Source organism: Glutamicibacter sp. TV12E, assembly GCF_052441935.1.
Classification (GTDB): domain Bacteria; phylum Actinomycetota; class Actinomycetes; order Actinomycetales; family Micrococcaceae; genus Glutamicibacter.
On record NZ_JBQVVF010000001.1, the window covers coordinates 2,680,718 to 2,705,763 of the forward strand.

22 protein-coding genes are annotated in these 25,046 nt (G+C 59.0%); 16 read left to right on the forward strand and 6 right to left on the reverse strand.

Annotation, left to right across the window (positions count from 1 at the left end):
• Positions 1 to 37: 37 nt before the first annotated feature.
• The 4 genes from ACT7DV_RS12640 to folP all read right to left on the reverse strand — a co-directional run bounded on the left by ACT7DV_RS12640 (position 38) and on the right by folP (position 3,430).
• On the reverse strand, positions 38 to 499 hold the full coding sequence (locus ACT7DV_RS12640) for a tRNA (cytidine(34)-2'-O)-methyltransferase (RefSeq protein WP_444663003.1): 462 nt from the start codon (positions 497 to 499) through the stop codon (positions 38 to 40).
• A gap of 44 nt (positions 500 to 543) precedes the next feature.
• Positions 544 to 1,443, reverse strand: coding sequence for a J domain-containing protein (locus ACT7DV_RS12645; protein WP_444663005.1), 900 nt, complete (start codon positions 1,441 to 1,443; stop codon positions 544 to 546).
• A gap of 309 nt (positions 1,444 to 1,752) precedes the next feature.
• Entirely contained in the window at positions 1,753 to 2,490 is a 738-nt protein-coding gene (locus tag ACT7DV_RS12650; protein WP_444663007.1) for a pyrimidine reductase family protein, read from the reverse strand.
• Positions 2,491 to 2,503: 13 nt separating this feature from the next.
• The gene (gene folP / locus ACT7DV_RS12655; protein ID WP_444663008.1) at positions 2,504 to 3,430 is read right to left on the reverse strand and encodes a dihydropteroate synthase; all 927 of its coding nucleotides are present in this window, start codon (positions 3,428 to 3,430) and stop codon (positions 2,504 to 2,506) included.
• Positions 3,431 to 3,543: 113 nt separating this feature from the next.
• Here folP and ACT7DV_RS12660 point away from each other — a divergent pair, with 113 nt between their 5' ends.
• Genes ACT7DV_RS12660 through mnmA form a run of 3 tightly spaced genes read left to right on the forward strand, consistent with a single transcriptional unit; the run spans position 3,544 to position 6,751 of the window.
• Positions 3,544 to 4,362: a hypothetical protein gene (locus tag ACT7DV_RS12660; RefSeq protein ID WP_444663010.1), complete on the forward strand. Its 819-nt coding sequence runs from the start codon at positions 3,544 to 3,546 to the stop codon at positions 4,360 to 4,362.
• A 20-nt stretch (positions 4,363 to 4,382) separates the two neighbouring features.
• Complete coding sequence (locus ACT7DV_RS12665) at positions 4,383 to 5,618, forward strand: cysteine desulfurase family protein (RefSeq protein WP_444663012.1); 1,236 nt, start codon at positions 4,383 to 4,385, stop codon at positions 5,616 to 5,618.
• Positions 5,615 to 6,751, forward strand: a complete 1,137-nt coding sequence (mnmA, locus tag ACT7DV_RS12670) for a tRNA 2-thiouridine(34) synthase MnmA (protein WP_444663014.1) — start codon at positions 5,615 to 5,617, stop codon at positions 6,749 to 6,751. The genes ACT7DV_RS12665 and mnmA overlap by 4 nt, the downstream gene beginning before the upstream one ends.
• Positions 6,752 to 6,847: 96 nt before the next feature.
• On the opposite strand, the gene ACT7DV_RS12675 is transcribed toward mnmA, so the two are convergent.
• The gene (locus ACT7DV_RS12675; RefSeq protein ID WP_060703419.1) at positions 6,848 to 7,207 is read right to left on the reverse strand and encodes a hypothetical protein; all 360 of its coding nucleotides are present in this window, start codon (positions 7,205 to 7,207) and stop codon (positions 6,848 to 6,850) included.
• A gap of 227 nt (positions 7,208 to 7,434) precedes the next feature.
• On the opposite strand from ACT7DV_RS12675, the gene ACT7DV_RS12680 reads away from it, so the two are divergent.
• The 13 genes from ACT7DV_RS12680 to secA all read left to right on the forward strand — a co-directional run bounded on the left by ACT7DV_RS12680 (position 7,435) and on the right by secA (position 24,527).
• The gene (locus ACT7DV_RS12680) at positions 7,435 to 9,063 is read left to right on the forward strand and encodes an ABC transporter substrate-binding protein (protein WP_444663016.1); all 1,629 of its coding nucleotides are present in this window, start codon (positions 7,435 to 7,437) and stop codon (positions 9,061 to 9,063) included.
• A gap of 140 nt (positions 9,064 to 9,203) precedes the next feature.
• A complete protein-coding gene (locus ACT7DV_RS12685) occupies positions 9,204 to 10,292 on the forward strand; it encodes an ABC transporter permease (protein WP_444663018.1) in 1,089 nt (362 codons plus the stop codon).
• A 2-nt stretch (positions 10,293 to 10,294) separates the two neighbouring features.
• Positions 10,295 to 11,281 carry an ABC transporter permease gene (locus ACT7DV_RS12690; RefSeq protein ID WP_444663020.1) on the forward strand — a complete coding sequence of 329 codons (987 nt, stop codon included), beginning with the start codon at positions 10,295 to 10,297 and terminating at the stop codon, positions 11,279 to 11,281.
• Positions 11,278 to 12,978: a dipeptide ABC transporter ATP-binding protein gene (locus tag ACT7DV_RS12695; RefSeq protein WP_444663022.1), complete on the forward strand. Its 1,701-nt coding sequence runs from the start codon at positions 11,278 to 11,280 to the stop codon at positions 12,976 to 12,978. Before ACT7DV_RS12690 ends, ACT7DV_RS12695 begins: the two co-directional genes overlap by 4 nt.
• Positions 12,979 to 13,076: 98 nt before the next feature.
• Positions 13,077 to 13,448: a chorismate mutase gene (locus ACT7DV_RS12700; RefSeq protein ID WP_060702006.1), complete on the forward strand. Its 372-nt coding sequence runs from the start codon at positions 13,077 to 13,079 to the stop codon at positions 13,446 to 13,448.
• Positions 13,441 to 14,502, forward strand: a complete 1,062-nt coding sequence (locus ACT7DV_RS12705) for a hypothetical protein (RefSeq protein WP_444663024.1) — start codon at positions 13,441 to 13,443, stop codon at positions 14,500 to 14,502. Before ACT7DV_RS12700 ends, ACT7DV_RS12705 begins: the two co-directional genes overlap by 8 nt.
• 136 nt (positions 14,503 to 14,638) lie before the next feature.
• Positions 14,639 to 15,319, forward strand: coding sequence for an MtrAB system response regulator MtrA (gene mtrA, locus ACT7DV_RS12710; protein WP_444663026.1), 681 nt, complete (start codon positions 14,639 to 14,641; stop codon positions 15,317 to 15,319).
• Complete coding sequence (mtrB, locus tag ACT7DV_RS12715; protein ID WP_444663029.1) at positions 15,316 to 17,124, forward strand: MtrAB system histidine kinase MtrB; 1,809 nt, start codon at positions 15,316 to 15,318, stop codon at positions 17,122 to 17,124. Before mtrA ends, mtrB begins: the two co-directional genes overlap by 4 nt.
• Positions 17,124 to 18,827 carry an LpqB family beta-propeller domain-containing protein gene (locus tag ACT7DV_RS12720; RefSeq protein WP_444663031.1) on the forward strand — a complete coding sequence of 568 codons (1,704 nt, stop codon included), beginning with the start codon at positions 17,124 to 17,126 and terminating at the stop codon, positions 18,825 to 18,827. Before mtrB ends, ACT7DV_RS12720 begins: the two co-directional genes overlap by 1 nt.
• A 69-nt stretch (positions 18,828 to 18,896) precedes the next feature.
• Complete coding sequence (locus tag ACT7DV_RS12725; protein ID WP_444663033.1) at positions 18,897 to 19,685, forward strand: ComF family protein; 789 nt, start codon at positions 18,897 to 18,899, stop codon at positions 19,683 to 19,685.
• 168 nt (positions 19,686 to 19,853) lie between these two features.
• Entirely contained in the window at positions 19,854 to 20,552 is a 699-nt protein-coding gene (gene hpf, locus ACT7DV_RS12730) for a ribosome hibernation-promoting factor, HPF/YfiA family (RefSeq protein WP_084793418.1), read from the forward strand.
• Between the two features lie 125 nt (positions 20,553 to 20,677).
• Positions 20,678 to 21,745 carry a winged helix-turn-helix domain-containing protein gene (locus ACT7DV_RS12735; protein ID WP_444663035.1) on the forward strand — a complete coding sequence of 356 codons (1,068 nt, stop codon included), beginning with the start codon at positions 20,678 to 20,680 and terminating at the stop codon, positions 21,743 to 21,745.
• Positions 21,746 to 21,878: 133 nt separating this feature from the next.
• Positions 21,879 to 24,527 carry a preprotein translocase subunit SecA gene (gene secA / locus ACT7DV_RS12740; RefSeq protein ID WP_444663037.1) on the forward strand — a complete coding sequence of 883 codons (2,649 nt, stop codon included), beginning with the start codon at positions 21,879 to 21,881 and terminating at the stop codon, positions 24,525 to 24,527.
• On the opposite strand, the gene ACT7DV_RS12745 is transcribed toward secA, so the two are convergent.
• A complete protein-coding gene (locus tag ACT7DV_RS12745; protein WP_444663039.1) occupies positions 24,524 to 25,030 on the reverse strand; it encodes an Rv3235 family protein in 507 nt (168 codons plus the stop codon). The genes secA and ACT7DV_RS12745 overlap by 4 nt on opposite strands.
• Between the last annotated feature and the right edge of the window lie 16 nt (positions 25,031 to 25,046).

A 25,046-nucleotide genomic window follows, 5' to 3' on the forward strand; every position in this document is an offset into this window, starting at 1 on the left:
GGTAAAGCTGTATACGCGGCGATTGAAGACTGGTACTTTAAGCGCCGGCAAATCCATGTTGCCGCCAAGCCTCGTAGGCAACAATCGATGCAGTATTAGCCAGATTCAGTGACCTGCGGCCCGGCAGCATCGGCAGCCGCACCAGTTCAGTGACACGCGGATGCTTCTTATCTTCGGCGCTGAGTCCTGATGACTCTTTGCCGAACAGCAAGATGTCGCTTGGTTCATAGCTAATGTCCGAGTAGACCGTCTCACCCTCAGAAGTGAACGCGAAAACGCGTCCTTCCCCCAAAGCTTCAAAGGCAGCGTCAAGATTTTCGTGGACCGTGACGTTCGCCATGTCATGGTAATCCAACCCCGCACGACGCAAATTGGCATCATCGAAATTGAAGCCTAGCGGCTTGACCAAGTGCAGTTCGGCACCGGTAATGGCCGATAGGCGGATGGCATTTCCGGAATTACCCGGGATCTCTGGGGCGTTGAATACGATACGAAACACTTAACCAGTTTAAGCGCTGCCGGTGGGCATTCGCGCCATTGAACTCAGTACATCGCCTCGCGTAAATGGGCCAAGGACGCACGGTCGACAATATTTGGGGTAGGTCCTGACCCCAAGAACAGTTTTAGTTCCCTCACGAGCCCAGCCGCGTTGAGCACATTCGGGGTCGTTGCAAGGGCTGGATTCGCATTGCGGTGGTATTCGATAACCGGTTCGTGCCGATTCCCGTTTGGGGAGAGAACCAAGGTAAATGCCATCACGTTCATCTGCATGAAGCTTCGCTGGAGTGCGGAGATTGAGAAGGCGGGCGGTTGGGTCATCTTATTTCCATGACGCAGCACATTGCCGTCGAAAGAGTAATAGCCCTCTGGCAGCGTCATAGTATTGATGACCGCCATGCGATAACCGGCCACCAGCACGTGGTCATAGTGGCCACTGTGCGGTGCGGCCACCCCATTAACGAGGCGGGCGGCTGGCAATACGTTCAGCACGTTCTTGCTCAGCAAGTTGATCGTGTTGGCTTCTCGGACCAATCGCGCCCTGTTGGAGAACAAGCCGCGCTTGCGTGGTTCGCCGTGAATCTTCTGTTCGGAAAGTTCTCTGCTCAACCAGGTGAACGACGCATCTGAGAACTCAGGAACGTATTTCGTAGACTGTTGAGCTTTTGGTTGCTGGGGTGATTTGCGCAGTCGCTCATCAAATGGACGGGCGGGGAATCCGGCGCGGGGTGCTTCGCCAGGCTTTTGAAAAGTTTGGTCGTGGCTTAAAGGGCTCGCCAGAGCAGAGATATCCTGAAATGCCTGTTGGACTTCCTTGAATTTTTCCTCGCTGCCACCCAGATCTGGATGCGTTGCCCTGGCCGCCCGGCGATAGGCAATCTTGATCTCTTCCATGCTGGCCGAAGAAGCAACACCAAGGATTTCGTAAGGGCTCGGCGTGCTCATGGTCCAGGTAGGTCCTCTCGAATGGGTAGGCAATGTGCCAGTGCATTCCAGTTTAGCTAATGGAGCCCCACAAATAATCGGGTTGTGCTCACAGCTCAGCAATCACAATTCACGTGAAGACTTTTGATCTTGCCGGGATCGACCACATGGTTTTCCGACCGCTCGCGGGCAAAGCTGCGGGTCTTATCACGTCCAGGATTTGGCGCCACCACAGCAAGCAATGGGCATTTGCGCGAACTGGTCGAAACAACCGCTTGTTGCCAGGAGGAGTGCACATCAGTGTTCGCGTCCTCTCCAGAATCTTCGCGCTTATTGGTCGATCCTGTAGTCGCAGAAGAGCATGCTCTCTTCTTCATATAAATGTTTCAAGGAAAAGCGCTGGAATGTCTGCCGGGCATGGGCTGCAATACGCATTCCGTTACCGGCTACGACAACCGGAGAATAGCTGAGGCAAGCCGAATCCACCATGCCAGCAGCCATGAACTGGCCGAAGATATGAGGCCCGCCCTCGCAATGAACGAATCCCAGTCCGCGCAGGGTCAGGTGGTCTACGACTTCCTTGGGGTCGCATCCTCCTTCCCTCTGCGAAACCTGAATGAGCTCAACGCCGTTTCCGTAGGATTCGCGTTGCTCGTCCGTAACTTCAACGGTGGTGAAGACGATGACTGGAACAGGCGACTGGCTGAAGATCTCTGCGGAGGGGTTCAAATGCAAACCGGCAGAGACCAGTGCCAATGCCGGATTGGCGGATAGCCCACTGCGGGTGCGCCACTCTTGTTCTTCTGCCGAAACCAGGGCGCCTTCGTAGCCCTCGGCGCGGACTGTACCGGCGCCAACGACGATAACGTCAGCTAGACGGCGAAGCAGAGCGAAAATTCTCTGGTCGCCCTTTGAACCCAATTTCGCGGACAAGCCATCGGCTTGGGCGCTGCCATCGATGCTGCTGACAAAATTGAAACGCACAAAGGGGCGCTGTGCACTGTCATAGCGTTCCAACAGCTGTTCATCGCTGACGTTGTTGATTGGCTCTGGAAGCAGGGCTCGCATGTATGTCGTTCCTTTACTTGCTGGGTTCTCGTTCGGGATGCGCTGGGGGATTCACATCACCCATATTGTGAATCTGGTAAGCCGGTTCGCGCCAGCCCTGCGCGGCTTCAATAAGTCGAACAGTTTGCACCGACTCGGGGATGTTGTGCATGCGCAAAATTCGGGCTCCATTCATGGCGCAAATTGTGGCTGCGACCATGGAGCCGAGAGTACGCTCGGCTTTTGGCAGGTCCAAGGTTTCGCCGATGAAGTCCTTGTTCGAAACGGCGGCAAGTGCCGGGAATCCCAAGTCCGAAAACGCTTGGAAACTCTTGGTGATCTCAAGAGTGTGCCGTGTGTTTTTATTGAGATCATGACCCGGGTCAACAATGATTTTTGATGGTGAAATTCCAGCAGCGATAGCCACTTCAATTTTGTCCTTCAAATACTGTCTTACGTCCGCAACCACATCGGCATAATGCGGTCGAGGGTAAATTGTTCGCGGCTTGGCCAGCGAGTGGGTTATCACTAAATGCACATTGTTCTTGGCGACGACTTCGGCCAGTTCGGGATAGGCGAGGCCAGTCGTGTCATTGATGACATCGGCGCCGGCATCGATGGCCGCTTGGGCAACCCTGGGCTGAAAAGTGTCCGCTGAAATGATCGCGTCGCTGTATTCTCGAACAGCCTGTATGACGGGGACAATTCGCTCAGCTTCCTCTTCCCATGCAAGCTCAGGCCCAGGCGAGAAGGGCACGCCCCCAATATCAACCCAATCGGCGCCGTCATTGACAGCCTGCAAAGCTGCGGACACGGCCTGGTCAAGTCCGAAGGTGGACCCGGCATCGTAGAAGGAATCCGGGGTGCGGTTGATCACTGCCATGATGGCTATTCTTCGAGAGAAATCGATGGATTGCCGAGAAAACTCGTGGATGGGATCTAGCAACTCAGGCCTGAACATCGATGAAAGCTCCCTTGCAGTAAACGTCGCGGGTCACGAGGTATTTATTCATTCATACCACCGACCACATTCCCAAAGCAGATTTCACACATTGACATGGTTAGGCTAAGGACATGCAGTTTTCACATATTTCATCAGAGCAAGGCCAATGGATTGCCTCGGCCTGCTCGTCGGCGGATCCTTCAACGGTGGTGGCGCAAGTTCCGGAAGGCTACGAACGATACGTTCGGATCTTGCACCCAGCTCTGGATGAAGACGACCAACTGGTCAACTGGGGGACTGTAGCCCAGAGCCGCAACCACATCATTACAGCGGCAGACTTGTTTGAAACTGTGGCTGGTTTGGACGCCCAGGGCGATCCGGTGGAAGAAGACGCGTGGGTAGACACCGACTTGCCGCTGGATCAGCTTCCGGAGCAGCAGTGGCAATCGCTCATCGATACCCTCATCCATGGCGCCAAGCCAGAACAGAAGTATGTTATCGGGTTGTGGGCCGGGTATGCCTTCATTGAGGGCGGCGAGAGAATCCAAATCGAGCAAGAGCCGGATCCGCAGCTGAGCGATGAAGAGAATCGGGAAGCGTACCAAACGGCGTTGGCCGAGGCCCAAAAGCCTGCATTCGGGCCAGAAATCTTGAACGCGGCACCACTGGAATTGGACGGCGGATACCGCAACTATCACCTGTTCGAAGCCGATGCGCAGTTCCTGGCACATCCGCTGTGGGCCGAAACAGTGGACGGAGCACAACGCCAGCGACCGGCTTTGGCTTTTCCGGCGGATCGCAGCTGGATGCTCTCAACTGAGCCATACGACGACTGCACCCTTCTTGGCGGGCCCGCGGCGCTGATCGAGGCGGTGCTAGAAAATCCTGGCCTTGAAACCATTGAGGTCGGCCAATTCACACGGATTGGCCATTCAAACGAGGGTCTGTAAAGCCGTACCATTAAGGGGTTATGAATACTTCCGCCGTTTACCTGGATCACGCGGCAACCACCGATCTGAATCCTGCAGCCTTGGCTGCCATCACTGAGCAGTACGCGTGCACCGGCAACCCCTCGTCCCTGCATGGTGCCGGACGCCGTGCCAACAGGGCCGTGGATGACGCCCGCCTCGCTGTCGCCCAGGCCGTCGGCGCGCATCTGAGCGAGCTGATTTTCACTTCGGGTGGTACGGAGTCTGACAATTTGGCCATCAAAGGCTTGTTCTGGAACCGCGTCGCCGCAAACGACCAGGCGCGTACTATCGCGCTAACCGGAATAGAGCACCACGCGGTTTTGGATACCGCCATGTGGCTTGAAGAACACGAAAACGCGACCCTTCTATGGCTTCCAGTGGATCAGGATGGGGTCGTGGATCTTTCAACTGCGGCGTCGCTTTTTGATCAGCATCACGAACAGATTGCCCTAGCCACATTGATGTGGGCCAATAACGAGGTGGGCACCGTGCAACCGGTGGCCGAATTTGCCGCGTTGGCATCCCAGTATGGAATTCCGGTGCATTCGGACGCGGTGCAGGCTTTCGGCGCCGTGGACGTGAACTTTGCAGAATCACACCTCGCCACCATGGCTATCAGCGCACACAAGATTGGCGGGCCAGTGGGCATTGGCGGTTTGCTGGTGCGCCGGGATATCGTGCTTACCCCGGTGCAGCATGGCGGCGGCCATGAACGGAAGCTGCGTTCGGGAACGCTCAACGCAGCTAGCGCGGCGGGTTTTGCCGCAGCCGCGACGGCGGTACGGGCGCAGCTGGATGACGAAGCTTCACGGCTAAGCGAATTGCGCGAGTATGCAGTGCAGCGCATCACCGAGATGATTCCGGAAGCCGTCTTCAACGGCCCCCGCGATGCCGCCAACGAAGGCAAGCGGCTTCCGGGAAACCTGCATTTCACATTCCCCGAATGCGAGGGCGACTCGTTGCTCTTCTTGCTGGACATGTTCGGAATCGCATCATCCACTGGCTCAGCGTGCACCGCTGGTGTTCCGCAACCCTCGCATGTTTTATTGGCGATGGGACGCGATGCGCGCAGCGCACGAAGTGTGCAACGCTTCACATTGGGGCATACATCAACGCGTTCTGACGTTGACGCATTAATAGACGCTTTGCCCGAAGCATATGCACGGGCAAAAAAGGCTGGCATGGCAGCCGATGAAAGCAGCATCCACACGGCAGGAACAGGTTTTACACGATGAAGGTACTAGCAGCGATGTCCGGAGGCGTGGATTCGGCCGTAGCCGCGGCCCGCGCAGTTGAAGCCGGCCACGACGTTGTCGGCGTGCACTTGGCGCTTTCGCGCATGCCAGGAACTTTGCGCACTGGTTCGCGTGGTTGCTGCACTGTCGAAGACTCCAATGATGCGTGGCGCGCCTGCGATAAATTGGGTATCCCGTTCTACGTGTGGGACTTCTCCGACCGCTTCGCAGAAGACGTCGTACAGGACTTCGTGGATGAATACGAAGCAGGGCGCACCCCGAACCCTTGCATGCGTTGCAACGAGAAGATCAAGTTCGCTGCGCTGCTGGAGAAGGCGTTGGCCTTGGGGTTTGACGCAGTGTGCACCGGCCACTACGCCAAGGTTCTGCGCGACGAGAACGGCGCACCCCAGCTGCATCGAGCAGCTGACTGGGCCAAGGACCAGTCCTATGTTCTGGGCGTGCTGACCCACGAGCAGCTGGAGCACTGCATGTTCCCGCTGGCCGAGACCCCATCCAAAGCCGAAGTCCGCGCCGAAGCTGCCGCCCGTGGCCTGACCGTTGCCAATAAGCCTGATAGCTACGACATCTGCTTCATCCCGGACGGCGACACCCGAGGGTGGCTCGCAGAGCGCATCGAAATGAAGCCGGGCGAGATCGTAGACCATGAGGGCAACCCGCTTGGCGAGCACGAAGGCGCCCAGGCCTTCACCGTGGGCCAGCGCAAGGGATTGCGCCTAGGCCGCCCAGCTTCCGACGGAAAGCCGCGCTTCGTGCTGGAAATCCGTCCGAAGGAAAACAAGGTGATCGTCGGACCAGAGGCGTTGCTGGCCGTTGACCAGCTACGTGGAATCCGCATCTCATGGGCCGGCTTGCCTATCGCAGAGGTATTCACCGGCGAGAAGTTCAACTGCATGGTCCAGGTCCGTGCGCACGGGGATCCTGTAGAAGCCGTGGCGCACTTGGAGCGTTCCGAAGAAGGGCACGACGAACTGGTCGTCAACCTGCCAGAAGGCATGCGCGGAGTAGCGCCCGGCCAGACCATGGTGGTTTACCAGGGCAGCCGAGTGCTTGGACAGGCAACCATCGATTCGGCTCGTTCGAGCGCTTGGGACTCCGAAAAGGTCCGCTAATACAGCAAATACCTCCGGGACCGGATGCGTTGGCATCTGATCCCGGAGGCATTTTTATGCCCTTTTCATTATCGAAGGCATGAATCTTGTTCTTGGCTAGTCCTCGTCAACGATGCCAAACATATGTGCTGAAATGTCTTGGTACTCAACGCGAGTCTTGCCGGCCTCTAGCTTTGGAAGCTGGGCCGGGGAGTGGCTGTGGCAGTGCACAAAGTCGAAGGTCGGCCACCACTTCTTCGGGCGCTCATATTCGCTGAACCCGCAGACTTCGCATACCAGGTGAACCCATACCGGGCGTTTGCCAGTTCGGTTGGCCCTTGACTGAACCAGCCACGCAGGCGGGTTGGTGTTCAGCTCCCGGAATTCTGCTTCAGACATGCGCGAAGGTACGCCATGGCGCTTGGCCATCTCTACAGGGATATCTAACGCGATTGCCGCGTCTCTACGAGTCATCATTGACATCTAGCTTATGCCACCGGGGAATACGCGCGGTAAGAATTTTTTGGCGGTGCCGGCATCGCCGAAAATCCCCGTGGTCCCAAGCGCAACGAGGTACGACCGAGGGCTCACTTTTTGCCGATAATCCCGATGATCGCTCGTCAATAGTGCCGTGCATCACATAGGATATGTGAAACATGTGTTAATCATCACCACACATGCGTGTATCTAGAAAAGGATGATTCATGACTCGCACAAAGAACGGACTGCGACTCGCAGCAGCCGTTGTGGGTATTTCTGCCCTGGCTCTGACTGGTTGCACCTCAGCCTCAGAAGACAGCAACTCTGGTGGCTCGGGCGAATCCAGCGCCCCCATCACCTTGGGCACCACCGACAAAGTGACCTCCCTTGACCCAGCCGGTTCCTACGACAACGGCTCATTCATGGTCATGAACCAGATTTTCCCGTTCTTGCTGAACTCCGAGCCGGGCAGCCCCGAGCCTTCGATGAGCTTGGCAGAATCGGCGGAATTCACTACGCCTACCGAATACACTGTGAAGCTCAAGAGCGGTTTGAAGTGGGCCAACGGACACGACCTCGACTCCAAGGACGTGAAGTTCACCTTTGACCGCCAGCTGAAGATCGCGGACCCGAACGGACCATCATCGCTGCTCGGCAACGTGGAATCCATCGAAGCGCCAGACGCCACCACCGTCGTATTCAAGCTGAAGGTCGCCAACGACCAGACCTTCCCGCAGGTGCTCACCTCGCCAGTTGGCCCGATCGTCGATGACGAAGTCTTCCCGGCGGACAAGCTCCTGGAGGACCAGAAGATCGTTGAAGGCAAGGCCTTTGGCGGACAGTACGTCATTGATTCCTACAGCAAGAACAACCTGATCTCGTTCAGCGCCAACGACTCCTACGCGGGCGTGCTTGGAAAGCCGGCCAACAGCAAGGCCGCGATCAAGTACTACGCAGATGCCAACAACCTCAAGCTTGAGGTCCAGGAAGGCAAGATCGACGTCGCCTGGCGTTCGCTGACGCCTACCGATATCGAGGACCTTGGCAAGGACGAGAATCTGGCCGTGCACAAGGGCCCAGGTGGCGAATTGCGCTACATCGTCTTCAACTTCGACACCATGCCATACGGCGCCAAGACTGCCGATGCCGATGAGGCAAAGTCCCTGGCTGTCCGCCAGGCAGCGGCCCATCTGGTTGACCGCGAAGCAATCGCGAAGAACGTCTACAAGGACACCTACACCCCGGCATACTCCTATGTTCCGCAGGGTTTCACCGGGGCAACCGAACCGCTCAAGGACATGTACGGCACCGACGGCAAGCCGGATGCCGCCAAGGCCAAGAAGGTGCTGGAAGATGCCGGTGTGGACACTCCGGTCAAGCTGGCCCTGCAGTACAACCCGGACCACTACGGTCCGAATTCCGGTGACGAATACGCACTGGTTGAAAAGCAGCTGGAGGCCGATGGCCTGTTCGACGTCGATCTGAAGTCCACCGAATGGGTGACCTACCAGAAGCAGCGCGTCACCGACTACCCGGCCTACCAATTGGGCTGGTTCCCGGACTACTCGGATGCCGACAACTACCTCTCGCCGTTCTTCGCCAAGGACAACTTCCTGTCGAACAACTACGACAATCCAGAAGTCGACAAGCTGATTGCTGACCAGCGCGGCATGACCGACGCTGGCGAGCGAACCGCGGCGATCGGGAAACTGCAAACCATGGTAGCTGAGGACCTGTCCACGCTGCCGCTGCTGCAGGGCGCACAGGTGGCCGTCGCAGGCAAGGACGTCAAGGACGTCGACAAGACCTTGGATGCATCATTCAAGTTCCGCCTGGGCGTACTGAGCAAGTAACCAGCCTGCCTGCAAACATCCAATCGAAGGGGATCCGGCGTGCGCCGTACACCACGCACATGCTGGATCCCCTTGGCATGTGCCATCGCAGCACCTTGCGGTGGCATAGTGCCAAGCATCCTGAACTATAAGGACTGACGATGACCATCACGTCACCACCGGGCCAAGAAACCAGCCCGATAGCAGCACCCAAAGCCAAGAACCAAGGAGGCGGGTTCCTGCGCTACTTGATCACGCGATTTTTGCTGATCATCCCCACTGTCTTCATCCTCATCACAGTGGTGTTCTTCCTGATGCGAGTGACCGGAGATCCGATCACCGCAGCCATGGGCGGACGGCTGACCCCCGACCAGCTCGCAGCGCGAATCCACGAGGCCGGATATGACCGGCCAATCCTGATCCAGTACTTCGAATACCTGGGGCAGGTCTTCAGCGGCGATCTGGGCCGGACCCTCAGCGACAACCGTGCGGTGACCGAGGTTTTGACCACCTATGGCGCCGCCACCTTGGAGCTGGCCATCAACTCGGTGATCGTTGCCCTGCTGGTGGGCATCCCGCTGGGCCTGGTCGCCGCGAAATTCCGCGACCGCTACCCGGACGCCATTCTGCGCATCCTGGCCATCCTGGGCTACGCCACTCCGGTCTTCTTTGCCGGGCTTGTCCTGAAGCTGATTTTCGGCGTCTGGCTGGGCTGGCTTCCGATCAGCGGTCGTGCAGACTGGCAGACCGAACTGGAGCTCACCGGCCTGCAGAGTCCCTCGGGCATCTACTGGCTCGATGCGCTTCGCAGCGGCAACATGGGCGCCTTCTGGAATGTCGCAGAGCACGCGCTGCTTCCCGCACTGGCTCTCGGCCTGCTCACCGGCGGCGTATTCCTGCGTTTGGTGCGCACCAACGCCATCGGAACCCTGGGACGCGAGTATGTCGAAGCGGGACGTTCACGCGGCGTGAGCGAATTCCGCCTGACCACCAAGCACGCCTACCGTCCGGCGCTGATTCCCATCATCACCGTCATGGGCCTGCAAATCGCCATGCTGCTCGGCGGGGCCGTGCTGACCGAGACCACCTTCGAATGGTCCGGCCTGGGCTTCAAGCTCGCCGAATACCTCACGGCCCGCGACTTTGTTGCAGTACAGGGCATCGTGGTGCTGCTGGCCATAATCGTTGCCGTCACCAACTTCATCGTTGACGTGCTGGCCGCATTGATCGATCCGAGAGTCAGGTACTAAACATGGCTACGCCCACCTTGCCAACCTCCGCCGGTTCCCGGCTGAAACAACTCCCGGTGATTTCGCACCTGCGGATGTCCTCCGGGCTGCAGCGCGGCATGCTGATTGCCGGCCTCGTGCTCTCGGCACTATTCCTCCTGTGCGCGCTCTTGGCACCGCTGATCGCGCCCTTCGACTTCGCCCAGTCCTCGGATGCCTCCGGGGATTTCCCGCGGCAGGCCGCACCGGATGGCAAGTTCATCTGGGGCACCACTTCCACTGGCTATGACGTGTTCACCCGCACCCTGTATGGCGCGCAAACCGCCATCTGGGTCATTGTGGCCGCCGTGGTCATGTCCCTGTTCGTCGGAGTTCTGCTGGGCCTGGTCTCCGGCTACCTCGGCGGCTGGTTCGACCGGATCATGGTTGTTCTCGCCGACGCGATCTACGCTTTCCCTTCGTTGCTGCTGGCCATCGTCATGTCCATCGTGATCTCGCAGGGGCAGTCCTCGCTCTTCGGCGGCATCATGGCCGCGGCCATTTCCATCACCGTGGTGTTCATACCGCAGTATTTCCGAGTGGTCCGCGCCGAAGTCATGCGCCTGAAGGCCGAACCGTTTGTCGAGTCGGCTCAGGTGATCGGTGCCAGCCCGTGGCGAGTGATGTTCACCCACCTGTTGCGCAATTCCACTCGCACCCTGCCGCTGATCTTCACCTTGAACGCCACCGAAGCGCTGCTGACCTTGGCGGGCTTGGGCTTCCTGGGCTTTGGCATCGAACCAACCGCGGCCTCCGAATGGGGCTACGACCTGAATCGCGCGATGTCCGATGCCACCAGCGGCATCTGGTGGACGGGCCTGTTCCCGGGCTTGGCCATCGTGCTGACCGTCATGGGCCTGACCCTGGTCGGGGAGTCCATGAATGACCTGAATGATCCACGGCTGCGGCGCTTCAGCCGGAAGAAAGCCAAGCGAATCACGCAGTCCGCACAGGCAGGAGCAGCCCAGTGAAGCAGAGTTCAACCGATACCCGTCGCGCTCAGGACGCGGGGACCGATGTCCTTCGCATTGAAGGGCTGAATATCGACTTTGTCACCGACGCCGGAGCAGTGCCAGCGGTGCGGGGAGTGGATCTCGAAGTGAAGGCCGGAGAGATCCTGGCGATTGTTGGCGAATCAGGTTCGGGCAAGTCGGTCACGGCCCGCACCGCCCTGGGCATTCTCGCGGAAAACGGTGCCGCCCACGGCGGGGTCTACCTCAACGGCAAGAATATGCTCACCCTGCACGGCTCCCAATTGCGCGCCGTGCGCGGCCGCGATGTGGCCATGGTGTTCCAGGAGCCTTCTACCGCGCTGAACCCGGTGTTCACCGTGGGCTGGCAGATCATGGAAGGGATTCGCACCCACAACAAGATCTCCAAGAAGGAAGCCAAGACCCGCGCCATTGAAGCCATGCGCCAGGTGGGCATTCCCGACCCGGAGCAACGGGTGAACTACTACCCGCACCAATTCTCCGGCGGGCAGAAGCAGCGCGTGGTCATCGCCGCCGCCCTGGCCCTGAAGCCGAAGCTCATCGTTGCCGACGAGCCGACCACCGCCCTGGACGTCACCGTGCAGGCAGAAATCCTCTCGCTGCTGCGTGGGCTGCGCGAGGAACTGGGCACCGCCATCGTGATCATCACCCACAATATGGGCGTGGTCGCCGACATCGCCGATCGCGTGGTCGTAATGAACCAGGGGCAGATCGTCGAGCAGGCGCCGGCACTGGAACTGTTCGAACGGCCCCAGGAGGACTACACCAAGTCCTTGCTGGCCGCTGTGCCGCACCTCGGCCGGGACAGCGCCTCCGAGCATCTGGACCAGCGACCCCATGAGGATGCACAGGTCCTGGTGGAAGCCGCCGGGCTGGGGGTTCATTTCCCCGGGCGCCTGGGTGCCCCAGGATTCACCGCGGTCAAGGACGTTGACCTGAAAATCCATGCCGGAGAGGTCTACGGCCTGGTGGGCGAGTCGGGATCGGGCAAGACCACCATTGGGCGCAGCATTGCGGGGTTGAACCGCATCACCTCGGGATCCCTCAAGGTCCTGGGCTACGAGATGGCGCAATTCAAGGAGCACAGCTTCAAGCCCTTGCGCGAGCAGATCGGTTTTGTCTTCCAGGACCCGGCGGCAAGTTTCAACCCGCACCTGACCGTGGGCGAATGCGTAGCGGAGCCGCTGGCCGTGCATCGCGACCTCAACCCGGCGCAAAGCCGGGCCAAGGTCGCGCAGTTGCTAGAGGCTGTCCAGCTGCCGGCAGGATTTGCCCAGCGCTACCCGCACGAACTTTCCGGCGGCCAGCGCCAGCGCGCTTCCCTGGCCCGTGCGCTGGCCCTGGATCCGAAACTGCTGATCGCCGACGAGCCGACCAGCGCCCTGGACGTGTCAGTGCAGGCCAAGGTCCTTGAGCTGTTCCGGGAATTGCAAAACGAGCTCGGTTTCGCCGCGCTCTTCGTGTCCCACGATTTGGCCGTGGTTGACCAGCTGGCCACCTGGGTGGGCGTGCTCTACCGGGGAAGCCTGATCGAAGAAGGCCTGGGGTCCAAGGTCCTGGCGAACCCGCAGCACAGCTACACCCAGCGGCTGATCGCCTCGCTGCCGGTCCCGGACCCGCGCGAGCAGGCCCAGCGCCGAAAACTGATCGAAGAACTGAACCAGGCCCAACCCTGATTCGACCACCGGCTGGCATGCCCCTGCTGCGCGACCCGCGCAGCGGGGGCATGTCACTTTGTGGGAGATTTGGCAGGTGAACCCGTAAACTTAACACCATGAACGAGCCGAAAAACACTGCACTGAATGAGTCATTCGACCCGCACGCCAGCTCGTTGCACGGTGAGGTCCAGAATGAAGTGCTTCAGGAGCTATACGCCATCCGCGGCAGCATCGACAATTTCGATGCACAACTGGTCTACCTGTTGGCCGAGCGCTTCAAGGCGACCCAGCGGGTAGGACACCTCAAAGCCCAGCACAAGCTTCCACCGAGCGATCCCAACCGCGAAAAGGCGCAGATCGAGCGCCTGCGGGCACTGGCGCACGAAGCGCACCTCGATCCGGAATTCGCCGAGAAGTTCCTGAATTTCGTGATTTCCGAAGTGATCCGCCACCACCAGAATATTTCCGACTCGCACAACGATGCCTGAGCAGCCCCATGAGCCAGAGCGCAACGACGTGCATGCCACCGCGTTCTGCCAGTTTCCCGGAACCGACCCGCTGCAAATCCACGAGATCATTCGCGGAGAGCTGGGAGAGCCGAACCTTGCCGTCTTCCCGCAGCTTGCCGACCGAGGAGTAGGGGCCGACGCGGTCGGGCGCAGCGCCACGCTGCTCGCCGAGATCGGATTCGACCTGCAGCCGCACGGCTGGCGCATCGGCGTGAACGACGGTGTTGATGCCCGCAGGGCACGCAGCATCCTGCGCAGCGACGAAAATCTGCTGGCCGACGTGCTCGGTGCCGAGCAGAAGCCTGCCCAGCGGCTCAAGCTCACGGTGCTCGGGCCATGGAGCCTCGCGGCAAGCCTCTACCTTTCCAGCGGCGAGCGGACGATCAGCGATCATGGCGCTCGCCGGGACATCATTGCCGCCTACGCCCATGGGCTCAAGGAGCACCTCGACCGGCTCGCGCGCATCACCAGCGTGCGTTCATTCACCGTGCAGCTTGATGAGCCGCAGTTCGCTGACGTGCTCGATGGCACCATCCACACTTCCAGCGGCTACCGCACGCTGCGCTCGATTCCGCGATCCGAAGTGCGCAACAGCTATGAGGAGTTCTTCAAGGTGCTCTCCGCCGATGGGCCGCAGTACCAGCTCCAGCCTATGCTGAACCTGTCCACGGGCGATGAGCGATGGATCGAGCGGATGGACCTGCTAACCCAAGCCGGCACCACTGCGGTGGCTATCGACCCGCAGGGCATGGGCCATCGCCAATGGGAACGGGTGGCCGGATTTGTCGAGGGCGGCGGCAAGGTTTTCCTGCAAGTGCTGGCTCCAGGGCTGCGGGCTCCGGGTGTGGTCGAAGCAGTTAATTCGATCTTGCGCCCGTGGCGGCAACTTGGCTTGGCAGATAGCCAGCTTGGCTCGATGACGCTGATGCCCCGTGGGGATTTCACCCGATGCACCAGCGCTGAGGCGGTAAGCACCTTGCAGCATCTTTCCTCCTATGCCCAGGCGTTGGAGCAAACGCGCGTCGACGCATAACGGTTTGGTTTATTCGTGCCGGTCACAGCCGGAATACGGCAGCTGATCATGTATCTTAGGAGGAGTGGGGTAGCTGATCTGCCCGGTTTGACCAGACGGTTGGAACCTCAGGCCTACGGTTATAGGGGGACATGGGATGAAAGCACGGATTTTAGTCGTTGACGACGATGAGGCATTGTCGGAAATGATTGGCATCGTTCTGCAAAACGACGGCTTTGAAGCATCATTTTGCTATGAAGGATCCGGTGCACTAGTAGCATTCCGTGAGTTCAACCCCGACCTGGTCCTTCTGGACCTGATGCTCCCGGGCATCGATGGCATTGAAGTCTGCAAGCAGATCCGTGCCGAATCCGATGTCCCAGTGGTCATGCTGACCGCCAAGTCGGATACCGCCGACGTGGTGCGCGGCTTGGAATCCGGCGCCGACGACTACGTGCCCAAGCCGTTCAAGCCCGCCGAACTTGTGGCTCGCGTGCGTGCCCGCTTGCGCCCGAGCGAGACCCACGCGGCCGAAACCCTGCAGGTTGGCGAAGTCTCCATCGATGTTGCTGGCCATCAGGTCACCCGTGGCAAGGATTCCGTTTCGCTGACTCCGCTGGAATTTGATTTGCTGGTGACCATGGCCCGCAAGCCGTGGCAGGTCTTCAGCCGCGAGCAGCTGCTCGAAGCAGTCTGGGGCTACCGCCACGCGGCAGATACCCGGCTGGTTAACGTCCACGTCCAGCGCCTGCGTTCCAAGATCGAAATCGACCCCGAGAAGCCGCAGATCATCCAAACCGTACGCGGGGTGGGATACAAAGCAGGTACGGCGAGTTGAGCTCACCCACGTCGACCGGCAAGGAGCTGATTCCGCTCGACGTGTCTGCCCAAACTCGATCGAAGCGGTTCACCCCAGCCAAGTTGCAGCCCTGGCTCAGGCGCCCATTGCTGGCGCTCAGGCAGCGCTGGCAACGGCATTTGATCTATCGCACGGTGATCTCCACCCTGCTGTTCACCACGTTGGCTCTGTTGGCGGCCGGCGCTTTCTTATCGAACCAGATTTCCTCCACGCTCTACGAGGAGCGTGTTAATCAGATCTCCAAGGAGTCCGAGCGTGGCCTGACCCAGGCCCGGTCAATCCTCGAATCGGCGTCAACCACCGACCGCGCCTCGACCCAGGCGCTGGTCAACTCGACGCTTGCCTCCCTTGAAGGCGATGGCGCCACCGTGGTGCGCGACTTTGTTCTCATGCCCATCGCCGGTGACCAGAGCCTCTATGTCGGCCCGATGGCATCGGGATCGCTGACCACGCGGGTGATCCCCCCGGATCTTGCCGAAAGGATCGCCGGCGAGCAGGGCATCTATTGGCGTTCTGTTGAACTGGGCAATGACGACCAAGCCCAGCCAGGTCTCGTTGTTGGCACCAAGGTCCTGATTCCACCGGGCCGCGAGTACGGGCTGTACCTTGTCTACGACCTGTCCAGCGTCCAGTCCACCCTGGAATTCATCAACCGCGCCCTGGCCTTCACCGGCTTGATCCTGCTTGCCGTCGTCGGTTTTGTGGCCTGGTCGGTGGCGCGTACCGTGGTCCGCCCGGTAGCCGATGCAGCCTACGTCTCCGAGCGCATTGCCTCCGGCGATCTCGACCGGCGCATGAAGGTCGCAGGCAAGGACGAGGTGGCCCGTTTGGGCACTGCCTTCAACCACATGGCGCATTCCTTGCAGGAGCAGATCACCCAGCTGAACAATCTCTCCGCGATGCAGCAGCGCTTCGTCTCCGATGTTTCGCATGAGCTGCGTACCCCGCTGACTACGGTGCGCATGGCTGCGGAAGTCATCCACGACGCGCGCGAGGATTTCGATCCGCTCACCGCACGCTCTGCCGAGCTGATGTACAACCAGATCGAGCGCTTCCAGCACTTGCTCAATGACCTGCTCGAAGTCTCCCGCTTTGACGCCGGTGTGGCAGTCTTGGACCGGGAGTCCACCGACTTGAATGCGATCGCCCGCAAGGTGATCGAGACTGCCACGCCGGTCGCCGATGAATACGGATCGATCATCCGGCTGAACGCGCCGAGCGAAGGCTGCGTGGCGGAAGTCGATCCGCGCCGCGTCGAACGAATCATTCGCAACCTTGTTCTCAACGCTGTGGAACACGGCGAAAGCAACCCGATCGACATCACGATCGCAGCGAACCAGGGTGCCGTGGCAGTTTCCGTTCGCGACTACGGCATTGGCATGTCCCAGGATGCTTGCCAGCACGTCTTCGACAGGTTCTGGCGCGCCGATCCGGCCCGTGCGAGAACCACTGGCGGCTCCGGGCTCGGCCTGTCGATCTCCATGGAAGACACCCGGCTGCATGAGGGGCGTTTGGAGGCGTGGGGCAAGCCGAAGGTTGGCTCGGTATTCCGCCTGACACTGCCCAAGTCCGAAGACCATGAAATTGATTCTTCGCCACTGCCGCTGGAACCGGCCGTCCCGGAAAACATCCTGCCTCCGGTGGGGGACAGCTTCCCGCTGACCGGCGAGGTGCCCAAGATTGGCTACACGCCATTGATCCTCGGCCTCGACGATGCCCTGGCCGACGATGACGTGACTGATCCGGGCGCGCCAAGAAGCGAATCGAAAAAGGAGGAGAACTAGTGGCTCAAAAACTGCGGGTCCTGCTCTGCTCGCTCTTGGCGGGGCTGCTGCTCCTCTCCGGTTGCGCCTCGATTCCGCGTTCCTCCAGTGTGCAGCAGATCGAGGCAGGAACAGAAGACGGCGGCGGCGAAAGCTACAGCTACGCAGCTGAAGGACCGTCCGATGGCGCCGATGCCCGGGCCATCGTCGAGGGTTTTGTCGAAGCTGGACGATCGGTCGCCGAGGACTATGCGGTGGCCCGCGAATATATGACTGCCGAGCTGAAAAACTCTTGGCGTGGGGACACCCAAACGCTGATCTATGAGGCCTTCAACGTGGTTAACGGGGCCGACGCCAACCAGTACACCATCCAATTGGAAATCACTGGGGAAGTGGACGCGCAAGGAGTGCGGACCAATTACGCGAGCCATTCAACCCGGGCCGTGGATATCAAGGTAGCCAAGGTCGATGACCAGTGGCGCATTATTGATGCCCCCGATGGCACCATGCTCGAAGCCTCGACTTTCACCAAGATCTTCGCCGCGCAGACCCTGTACTTCTATGACGCCAGCTACGCCTACCTCGTTCCGGATGTCCGCTGGTTTACCTCCGGATCCGGGACTGCCACCTCCATGGTCGAAGCATTGCTCAAGGGGCCGGCTCCATACCTGCAGAACGCGGTGGTTTCGGCCTTCTCCTCGGCCAGCCAATTGGTCCGCTCCGCGGTGCCAGTGCGCGATCGCGAGGCAACCATTGACCTGAATTCTGATTCCTTTGCCGATACCACCGACCAGACTTTGCTGTTGATGAAGCAGCAGCTTGAAGCCTCGTTGACCAGCTTGTCTTCGGTGGACTCGGTCAAGATGCTGCGCGAAGAAAACGACGTGAACTTGGCTTCGAATGAATCGTCGATTGAGCCGGCAGAAATCAATCCGAGCACCCAAGACACGCTGGTGGGCATCTCCGACCAGGATCTGGTTTATGTCAAGGGCCGGTCGATCATCCCGGTGGGCGGACTGCCAGATGTGTCGGCCTATGATCCAAGGGATCCTGCGATGTCGCCGGTGGGCAACAGCTACGCGTTCCTCAACGGCCGGCGCACGCAGCTTTTGAGAATCGACGACTCGGGCAAGCTTCGGCTGGCGCTTTCAGGCAAGGATTTGATCCAGCCTTCGATGGACCTGGCTGGCTGGACCTGGACGGCCGATAACGGGGCAAAAACCCCGATCATGGCCATTCCCGCTGACACCGAAACCAAAGGCGAAGCGCGACCGATCGATGTGGCATGGCTGGAAGGCGCCAACATTGATTCCTTGCGGATTTCCCGTGATGGCGCACGAGCCCTGATCGTGGCCACCGATGGCAATTCAACCGCCGTTTATATCGCTGGCATCATCCGCGATGCCGAAGGAGTGCCGCGCGGCCTGAGCGATTCTCCGATGCGGCTGTATCCGGAGGTTCCGGTAAATACTGCGCTATGGGATTCAGACAGCTCGATTATCGTGGCAGCACTGGACGATTCTGAAGCTGTAGAGGCAGCGCAGATGACCTTTGAAGGTGGCAGCGAGCACCTGCAGCTGCTTCTGGGCATGGTCGGTATCGCCACCGGCGTTGGCGAACGGCGCGAGGTCTACGCTGAAACCAACGAGAAGCTCTACACGCGTGTGGGCAATTCATGGCACGAGCTCGACGATTTTGCGCAGGACGTTGCCTACCCGGGATAGATCCCCGCACTTTCCACATCCGGCCGGCAGCTTGGCCGCAGCCACGATCTTGCAAGCCATCCTGAAAAGATGGAAATACCGACAGCTTGGTTGCGTGCCTTGGACACCCTTAGGCAGCAGCGTTCGGTGAGGTGGATGAGTTTCGGCCTTCGGGAGCTGGCCAATTTTCTGGTGCCGACAAGCTGCGCAGTGTGCTCCAGAGCTGACTTTCGGCTCTGTCCCGAATGCCGAACCGAGATCCAGCATCAGCTTTTCCTCCCGCCGCTGCCAGATGGACATCACCACTACGTCGAATTGCCGCTGATAGCCGAGCAGCTGCCGGTCAGTTCTTGCGGTATCTATGGCAGGGAATTGGCCCGTGCCATGCTGGCATTCAAGAACAAGCAGCGCTACTTTCTTGCCGCCGTCTTTGCCCCGTACATGGCCGCAGCGATCAATTCCAGCTGTATTCCGCAGCCGGGGACGTTGGCCACCTATATTGTTGCCGTTCCCAGTTCTCTCAAGGCCGTGGGCAAGCGTGGCTATTCACCGGTGGCTTCGATACTGGAGCATGGCATGGCCAGGGGGCTGTACCCCAGCGAACTGGTCATCAGGCCCCTGCTTCACTACCGTGCACGCTCGGTTCTTGCGGGTGCGCAGAAGCTCAAGAGCGGATCAGCCCGACGCAGCGCACAAGAACATTTCATCGCCGAGCGTGCCGATGTGCTTGGACGCCCCGTCATATTGGTTGACGATGTCCTCACCACTGGGGCGACCCTGAGGCAGGCTGCAATGGCCTGTCATAAAGCGGGTTACAGCGTCACTTTGGGCATTGTATTGGCCTTGACCAAGCCCCCTAATCATGAGCCTGAACAGTGATTACGCTGAACGCGATAGGAAAACTACGCTTAGAGACTTGAATCTTTGCTGTGGTGGCCTAAGGTGAAGTATGGGTTGCATCACAGATGCAGCGAAAAGCCCATCTTCAGTCCGAAAGGATGGAATTTTCGGACTGTTGTGTCACCCGACTCTCTATTGGAGGACACCATGGAGCTGAACTACAGCGGACGCAATATCACCATTTCGGATCGTTTCCGTGAGTACGTGGATGAAAAAATAACCAAGGTCGACCAGCTGGCCACCAAGGTTCAACGCATCGACGTCAAGGTCCTCAAAGAATCACATGCCCGTGACCAGAGCACGGCGCTGTCCGTTGAATTGACCGTTGTCAGCCGCGGACCAGCAATTCGAGCCGAAGCTCGTGGAGCAGACAAGTTTGCGGCCTTCGACATCGCTTTCGCAAAGCTTCTGGAAAGACTGCGCAAGGCTCGCGACAAGCGCAAGGTCCACCGCGGCAACCACACTCCGGTCGCGGTGCATGAGGCAACTAGCGCCCTGCCAACCGTCTCAAGCGAGAAGTCCCTGGTGGAATCGACACTCGAAGCCCAAAAGGCGGCAGAGGCCGTTCAGGCCGAAGAAGTGGCCGAATATTCGCCAGTGGTCATTCGCCGCAAGTCCTTCCCAGCTGAAGTGATGAGCGTTGACGATGCAGTAGATCGAATGGAGCTGGTCGGGCATCCGTTCTACCTGTTCATCGATGAGGCCACGGGCGAACACGCGGTTGTATACGGCCGCACTCAATACCAGTACGGTGTCATCTCATTGGACCCATCGCTGAGTTCCAATGAAGAATCGACAACTGAAACTCGCGGGTACCGCGACAAGTCACTAGTTACCGAGGGTTAAGCATCAGCGCACAATCCACATTGGGCGGTCAGCGCGTCGTGAGCCAAAAGCAGGCCCGGCGAATCGCGTTGGCCGCCCAAGGCCTGTCTCGAAGCAGAACTGGACAACCAGTTACTGCTCGGAAAATGGTCAGCACCGTCCAAGCGATCTCGCAACTGCAAATAGACTCAGTCAACGTGGTACGCCGAGCACATTACATGCCGGTCTTCGCAAGGCTGGGTGCCTACGACATTGGCAGCCTGGACAAAGTCCTATGTACTCCCGGCGGCCCCTTAACTGAATATTGGGCTCATGAGGCTTCGGTAGTGAGTTCCGACCTCGTCCCGGATTTGCGCCTGTGGCAGCGACGCACGTGGATTGACCAGTCCGATGGGTTCACCGATGAACAGCAGGATTTATCCCAACGGGTAATGGACTACCTTGCGGTAAATCCCGGGTCCAGCGCCCGCGAAATTAGCTCGGCATTGGACGTAGCGCCGGCTTCTTCCAAGGAACATTGGGGCTGGAACTGGAACGACACCAAATACGTCACGGAATCGCTCTTCGCGCGGGCCAAGATCCTCACGCTCGGCAGGAACTCGCAATTCGAACGCCGGTATGCACTAGCCCACGACGTTCTTAGAAAGCCTCTGGAGATCGACGGACTGCATCGCCAAGCAGCACTTGAACGATTGATCCAACGCTCGCTGGCGGCTCAAGGAATTGCGACAGCACACTGCGTCGCTGAATATTTCCGCTTGCCCATTAGAGACGTCAAGTCGGAGCTTGCGCATCAGGCAGCGGCCGGAAGTATCGAGCAGGTGCAGGTATCTGGACTAGCCGAACCTTGTTACATGGTGCTGGGAACCAAGATTCCGCGCAAGATCGAGTCTGACCTGCGGCTACTATCGCCGTTTGATTCCATGGTTTTTAATCGACGACGCTTGGAACGCTTCTTCAACTTCGAGTACCGGATTGAAATTTATGTCCCGGAGCCCAAGCGGCGCTACGGTTATTATGTCTTTCCTGTCCTCTATGGCGATGAATTTGTGGGTCGTGTGGATTTGAAAGCGGATCGGGCCCGAGGGGTGCTGCACGCCAAAAGCGTGCATTTTGAACGTGGCTGGGAAACTGAAGCCCACCGGCCACTGCTGGCCGAGTTGGAACGCATGGCCGACTGGTTGGGGCTTGATGCGGTGCAAGTTGGGCTGTGAACCGGCTGTCCATCAAATTGTTGTTCGCTAGAAGAGCAGTGCTCAACGGCGAGGATTTGCCAGATGCGCTGAATTCCTCACGTAGACTAAAGACGCCAGAAAATACTGTGCTTGAGATATTGGGAGCTACCACGTGGCATCATTGCTAGAACGTATTTTGCGTACCGGCGACAAGAAGACTCTAAAAACTCTTCGTAAGTACGCCGACACGATCAATACGTTGGAAGTCGAAATTCGCGAACTTTCAGACGAAGAGCTCAAGGGCGAAACCGACAAGTTCCGCGAACGTTTGGCTAACGGCGAGACGCTCGATGATCTGCTCCCCGAAGCGTTTGCCGTGGTCCGCGAGGCTTCCGACCGCGTTTTGGGCATGCGCCACTTCGACGTCCAGCTCATGGGTGGTGCAGCGCTGCACCTGGGCAATATCGCTGAAATGCGCACCGGTGAAGGTAAGACCCTGGTTGCCACGGCGCCGGCCTACCTCAACGCCCTCACTGGCAAGGGGGTGCACGTGGTTACCACCAACGACTTCCTGGCCCAGTACCAGTCTGACCTGATGGGCCGAGTGTTCCGTTTCCTGGGCCTGAGCTGCGGTTGCATCCTGGCAAATATGAAGCCAGATGAGCGCCGCAAGCAGTACGAAGATGATATTACTTACGGCACGAACAACGAGTTCGGTTTCGACTATCTGCGCGACAACATGGCGTGGAGCAAGGAAGAACTGGTCCAGCGCGGCCACAACTTCGTCATTGTCGATGAGGTCGACTCGATTCTGATCGATGAAGCCCGTACCCCGTTGATTATTTCGGGCCAGGCCTCCGGCGATGTCAACCGCTGGTACACCGAATTCTCCAAGATTGTCTCCCGTCTCAAGCGCGAGGACGACTACGAGGTCGACGAAAAGAAGCGCACCATTGGCGTGCTAGAAGCCGGTATCGAAAAGGTCGAGGATTACCTCGGCATCGATAACCTCTACGAAGCCAATAACACCCCACTGATCGGTTTCCTGAACAATGCCATCAAGGCCAAGGAGCTATTCAAGAAGGACAAGGACTACGTTGTAGTCAACGGCGAAGTCATGATCGTTGATGAGCACACCGGCCGTGCCCTACAAGGACGCCGCTACTCCGAAGGCATGCACCAGGCTATTGAAGCCAAGGAAAGCGTGACCATCAAGGCCGAAAACCAGACGTTGGCCACGATCACCTTGCAGAACTACTTCCGCATGTACGAGAAGATCTCTGGCATGACCGGTACCGCGCAGACTGAGGCCGCCGAGTTCATGGGCACCTACAAATTGGGCGTTGTCGAAATCCCGACGAACAAGCCGGCAATCCGCAAAGACCAGTCCGACTACATCTACAAGAACGAAGTCGCAAAGTTCAACGCAGTCGTCGATGACATCGCTGAACGCCACGCTACCGGCCAGCCCATTCTGGTGGGTACCACCAGCGTGGAGAAGAGCGAATACCTCTCGCGGCTGCTCTCGAAGAAGGGCATCCGCCACGAGGTGCTGAACGCCAAGCAGCACGCCCGCGAAGCTGCCGTTGTCGCCATGGCCGGTCGGAAGAACGGCGTGACCGTTTCGACCAACATGGCTGGTCGCGGTACTGACATCATGCTCGGTGGCAACGCAGAATTCCTGGCAGTGGCCGAGATGGAGCGCCGCGGGCTGAACGCGGAGAACAACCCAGAAGAGTACAACAAGGTCTGGGACGAGGTCTTTGCCAAGGCCAAGGAAACCGTAGCCAAGGAAGCCAAGGAGGTCGCCGAGCTTGGCGGCCTGTATGTCCTTGGCACCGAGCGTCACGAATCACGCCGAATCGATAACCAGCTGCGTGGTCGTGCTGGCCGTCAGGGCGACCCGGGCGAGTCCCGCTTCTACCTGTCGATGACCGATGACCTGATGCGCCGCTTTAATTCCGGCATGGCCGAGCGCATCATGAACAATCCTTCGATGCCAGAAGACGTGGCGTTGGAGTCCAAGATGGTTTCCCGAGCCATCGAGTCGGCCCAGGCCCAGGTGGAAGGCGTCAACGCGGAACAGCGCAAAAACGTGCTGAAATACGATGACGTGATGAACCGCCAGCGCGAGGCGATCTACGCGGATCGCCGTGCCATCCTGGAAGGCGGCGATCTGGAAGAGAAGGTCGGACACTTCTTGGAAGATGTCGTCAAGGCCATGGTCTTGGAAGCGACTCAGGTGGGAAACCCGGACGAGTGGGAGCTCAAGCAGCTGTGGACCAACCTCAAGCAGCTGTACCCGATTGGCATCACGCTCGATGAAGTTGTAGAGGAAGCTGGCGGCGTGGGCCACCTCTCGGCGCAGTTCCTGGAGCGCGAGATCCATTCTGATGCTAAGTACCAGTACGAGGAGCGCGAGAAGCTGGTTGGTTCATCCACCATGCGTGATCTCGAACGGCGCGTTGTACTGTCCACGATCGGGCGCAAGTGGCAAGAGCACCTGTACGAGATGGACTACCTCAAGGAAGGCATTGGCTTGCGTGCCATGGCGCAGCGTGACCCGCTGGTGGAATACCAGCGCGAGGGCTTCACGATGTTCCAGACCATGATGGAAGGCATCCGCGAAGAAAGCATCGGCGCGCTGTTCAACCTGGACATTCCATCGGGTTCGGCGGCTGCCGCTGACGCTCCAGTGATCGATGAATCCGCGAAGCCGAAGAACCTCCAGTTCACCGGGCCAGACGAAGATGGGGAAGCCAGCACCACGCGTGCACAGGCAACCAACACCAGGAAGAAAAAGAAGGCCAAGCGGAACTAGATAAGTTCCACGTCGGTGACTTGCCAACGTCCGTGCCATGGCTCAATCTTGAGAGCCACGGCACGGACGCGGCTTTTAAAGCCGAGGATGGCGGTGCACTCCCAACTGCCGGATAGGCAGCGGTCCAAATGCAACGATAGTATTTGGCCATGTGTGGTGCCGGGCACCGGTTCCAGGGTATATTGCGCCGTCTCCAGCAGAGCTCGGCGCTGTAGCTTGGCGATGCAATTTGGTTCCATAACAAAGGCCAGCTGGCTCACGCTTCGATACCCGGCAACTATTTCGAAAACTGCGCGCGCCACGGAATGGGTAATTTCCACGACAGCCCGGTGCTCGGAACGGCAAACCTCCGAACGATGAAATATGTGGTCCAACGCCCTTCGCAGGTGTGCTGGAGCTTCGCAGGGTGCCCCAGCCCCGGATGATTCGCGGGAAGTCCATTCCGTTGAACGGGGGACAGGGAGAGCTGCCGTGGAACGTGCGCTGATGGTGATGGTACTCATGATGATGACTCCTTGA

Excerpts from the sequence above, each read along its gene's own strand:
- ACT7DV_RS12650 (WP_444663007.1), bottom strand. The coding sequence starts at position 2,490 with ATGCGAGCCCTGCTTCCAGAGCCAATCAACAACGTCAGCGATGAACAG.
- ACT7DV_RS12705 (WP_444663024.1), top strand. The coding sequence starts at position 13,441 with ATGCCTGAGCAGCCCCATGAGCCAGAGCGCAACGACGTGCATGCCACC.
- ACT7DV_RS12700 (WP_060702006.1), top strand. The coding sequence starts at position 13,077 with ATGAACGAGCCGAAAAACACTGCACTGAATGAGTCATTCGACCCGCAC.
- ACT7DV_RS12675 (WP_060703419.1), bottom strand. The coding sequence starts at position 7,207 with ATGATGACTCGTAGAGACGCGGCAATCGCGTTAGATATCCCTGTAGAG.
- folP (WP_444663008.1), bottom strand. The coding sequence starts at position 3,430 with ATGTTCAGGCCTGAGTTGCTAGATCCCATCCACGAGTTTTCTCGGCAA.
- ACT7DV_RS12660 (WP_444663010.1), top strand. The coding sequence starts at position 3,544 with ATGCAGTTTTCACATATTTCATCAGAGCAAGGCCAATGGATTGCCTCG.
- ACT7DV_RS12685 (WP_444663018.1), top strand. The coding sequence starts at position 9,204 with ATGACCATCACGTCACCACCGGGCCAAGAAACCAGCCCGATAGCAGCA.
- ACT7DV_RS12665 (WP_444663012.1), top strand. The coding sequence starts at position 4,383 with ATGAATACTTCCGCCGTTTACCTGGATCACGCGGCAACCACCGATCTG.
- mtrA (WP_444663026.1), top strand. The coding sequence starts at position 14,639 with ATGAAAGCACGGATTTTAGTCGTTGACGACGATGAGGCATTGTCGGAA.
- ACT7DV_RS12645 (WP_444663005.1), bottom strand. The coding sequence starts at position 1,443 with ATGAGCACGCCGAGCCCTTACGAAATCCTTGGTGTTGCTTCTTCGGCC.
- hpf (WP_084793418.1), top strand. The coding sequence starts at position 19,854 with ATGGAGCTGAACTACAGCGGACGCAATATCACCATTTCGGATCGTTTC.
- ACT7DV_RS12735 (WP_444663035.1), top strand. The coding sequence starts at position 20,678 with ATGGTCAGCACCGTCCAAGCGATCTCGCAACTGCAAATAGACTCAGTC.
- ACT7DV_RS12725 (WP_444663033.1), top strand. The coding sequence starts at position 18,897 with ATGGAAATACCGACAGCTTGGTTGCGTGCCTTGGACACCCTTAGGCAG.
- ACT7DV_RS12690 (WP_444663020.1), top strand. The coding sequence starts at position 10,295 with ATGGCTACGCCCACCTTGCCAACCTCCGCCGGTTCCCGGCTGAAACAA.
- ACT7DV_RS12745 (WP_444663039.1), bottom strand. The coding sequence starts at position 25,030 with ATGAGTACCATCACCATCAGCGCACGTTCCACGGCAGCTCTCCCTGTC.
- mnmA (WP_444663014.1), top strand. The coding sequence starts at position 5,615 with ATGAAGGTACTAGCAGCGATGTCCGGAGGCGTGGATTCGGCCGTAGCC.
- ACT7DV_RS12680 (WP_444663016.1), top strand. The coding sequence starts at position 7,435 with ATGACTCGCACAAAGAACGGACTGCGACTCGCAGCAGCCGTTGTGGGT.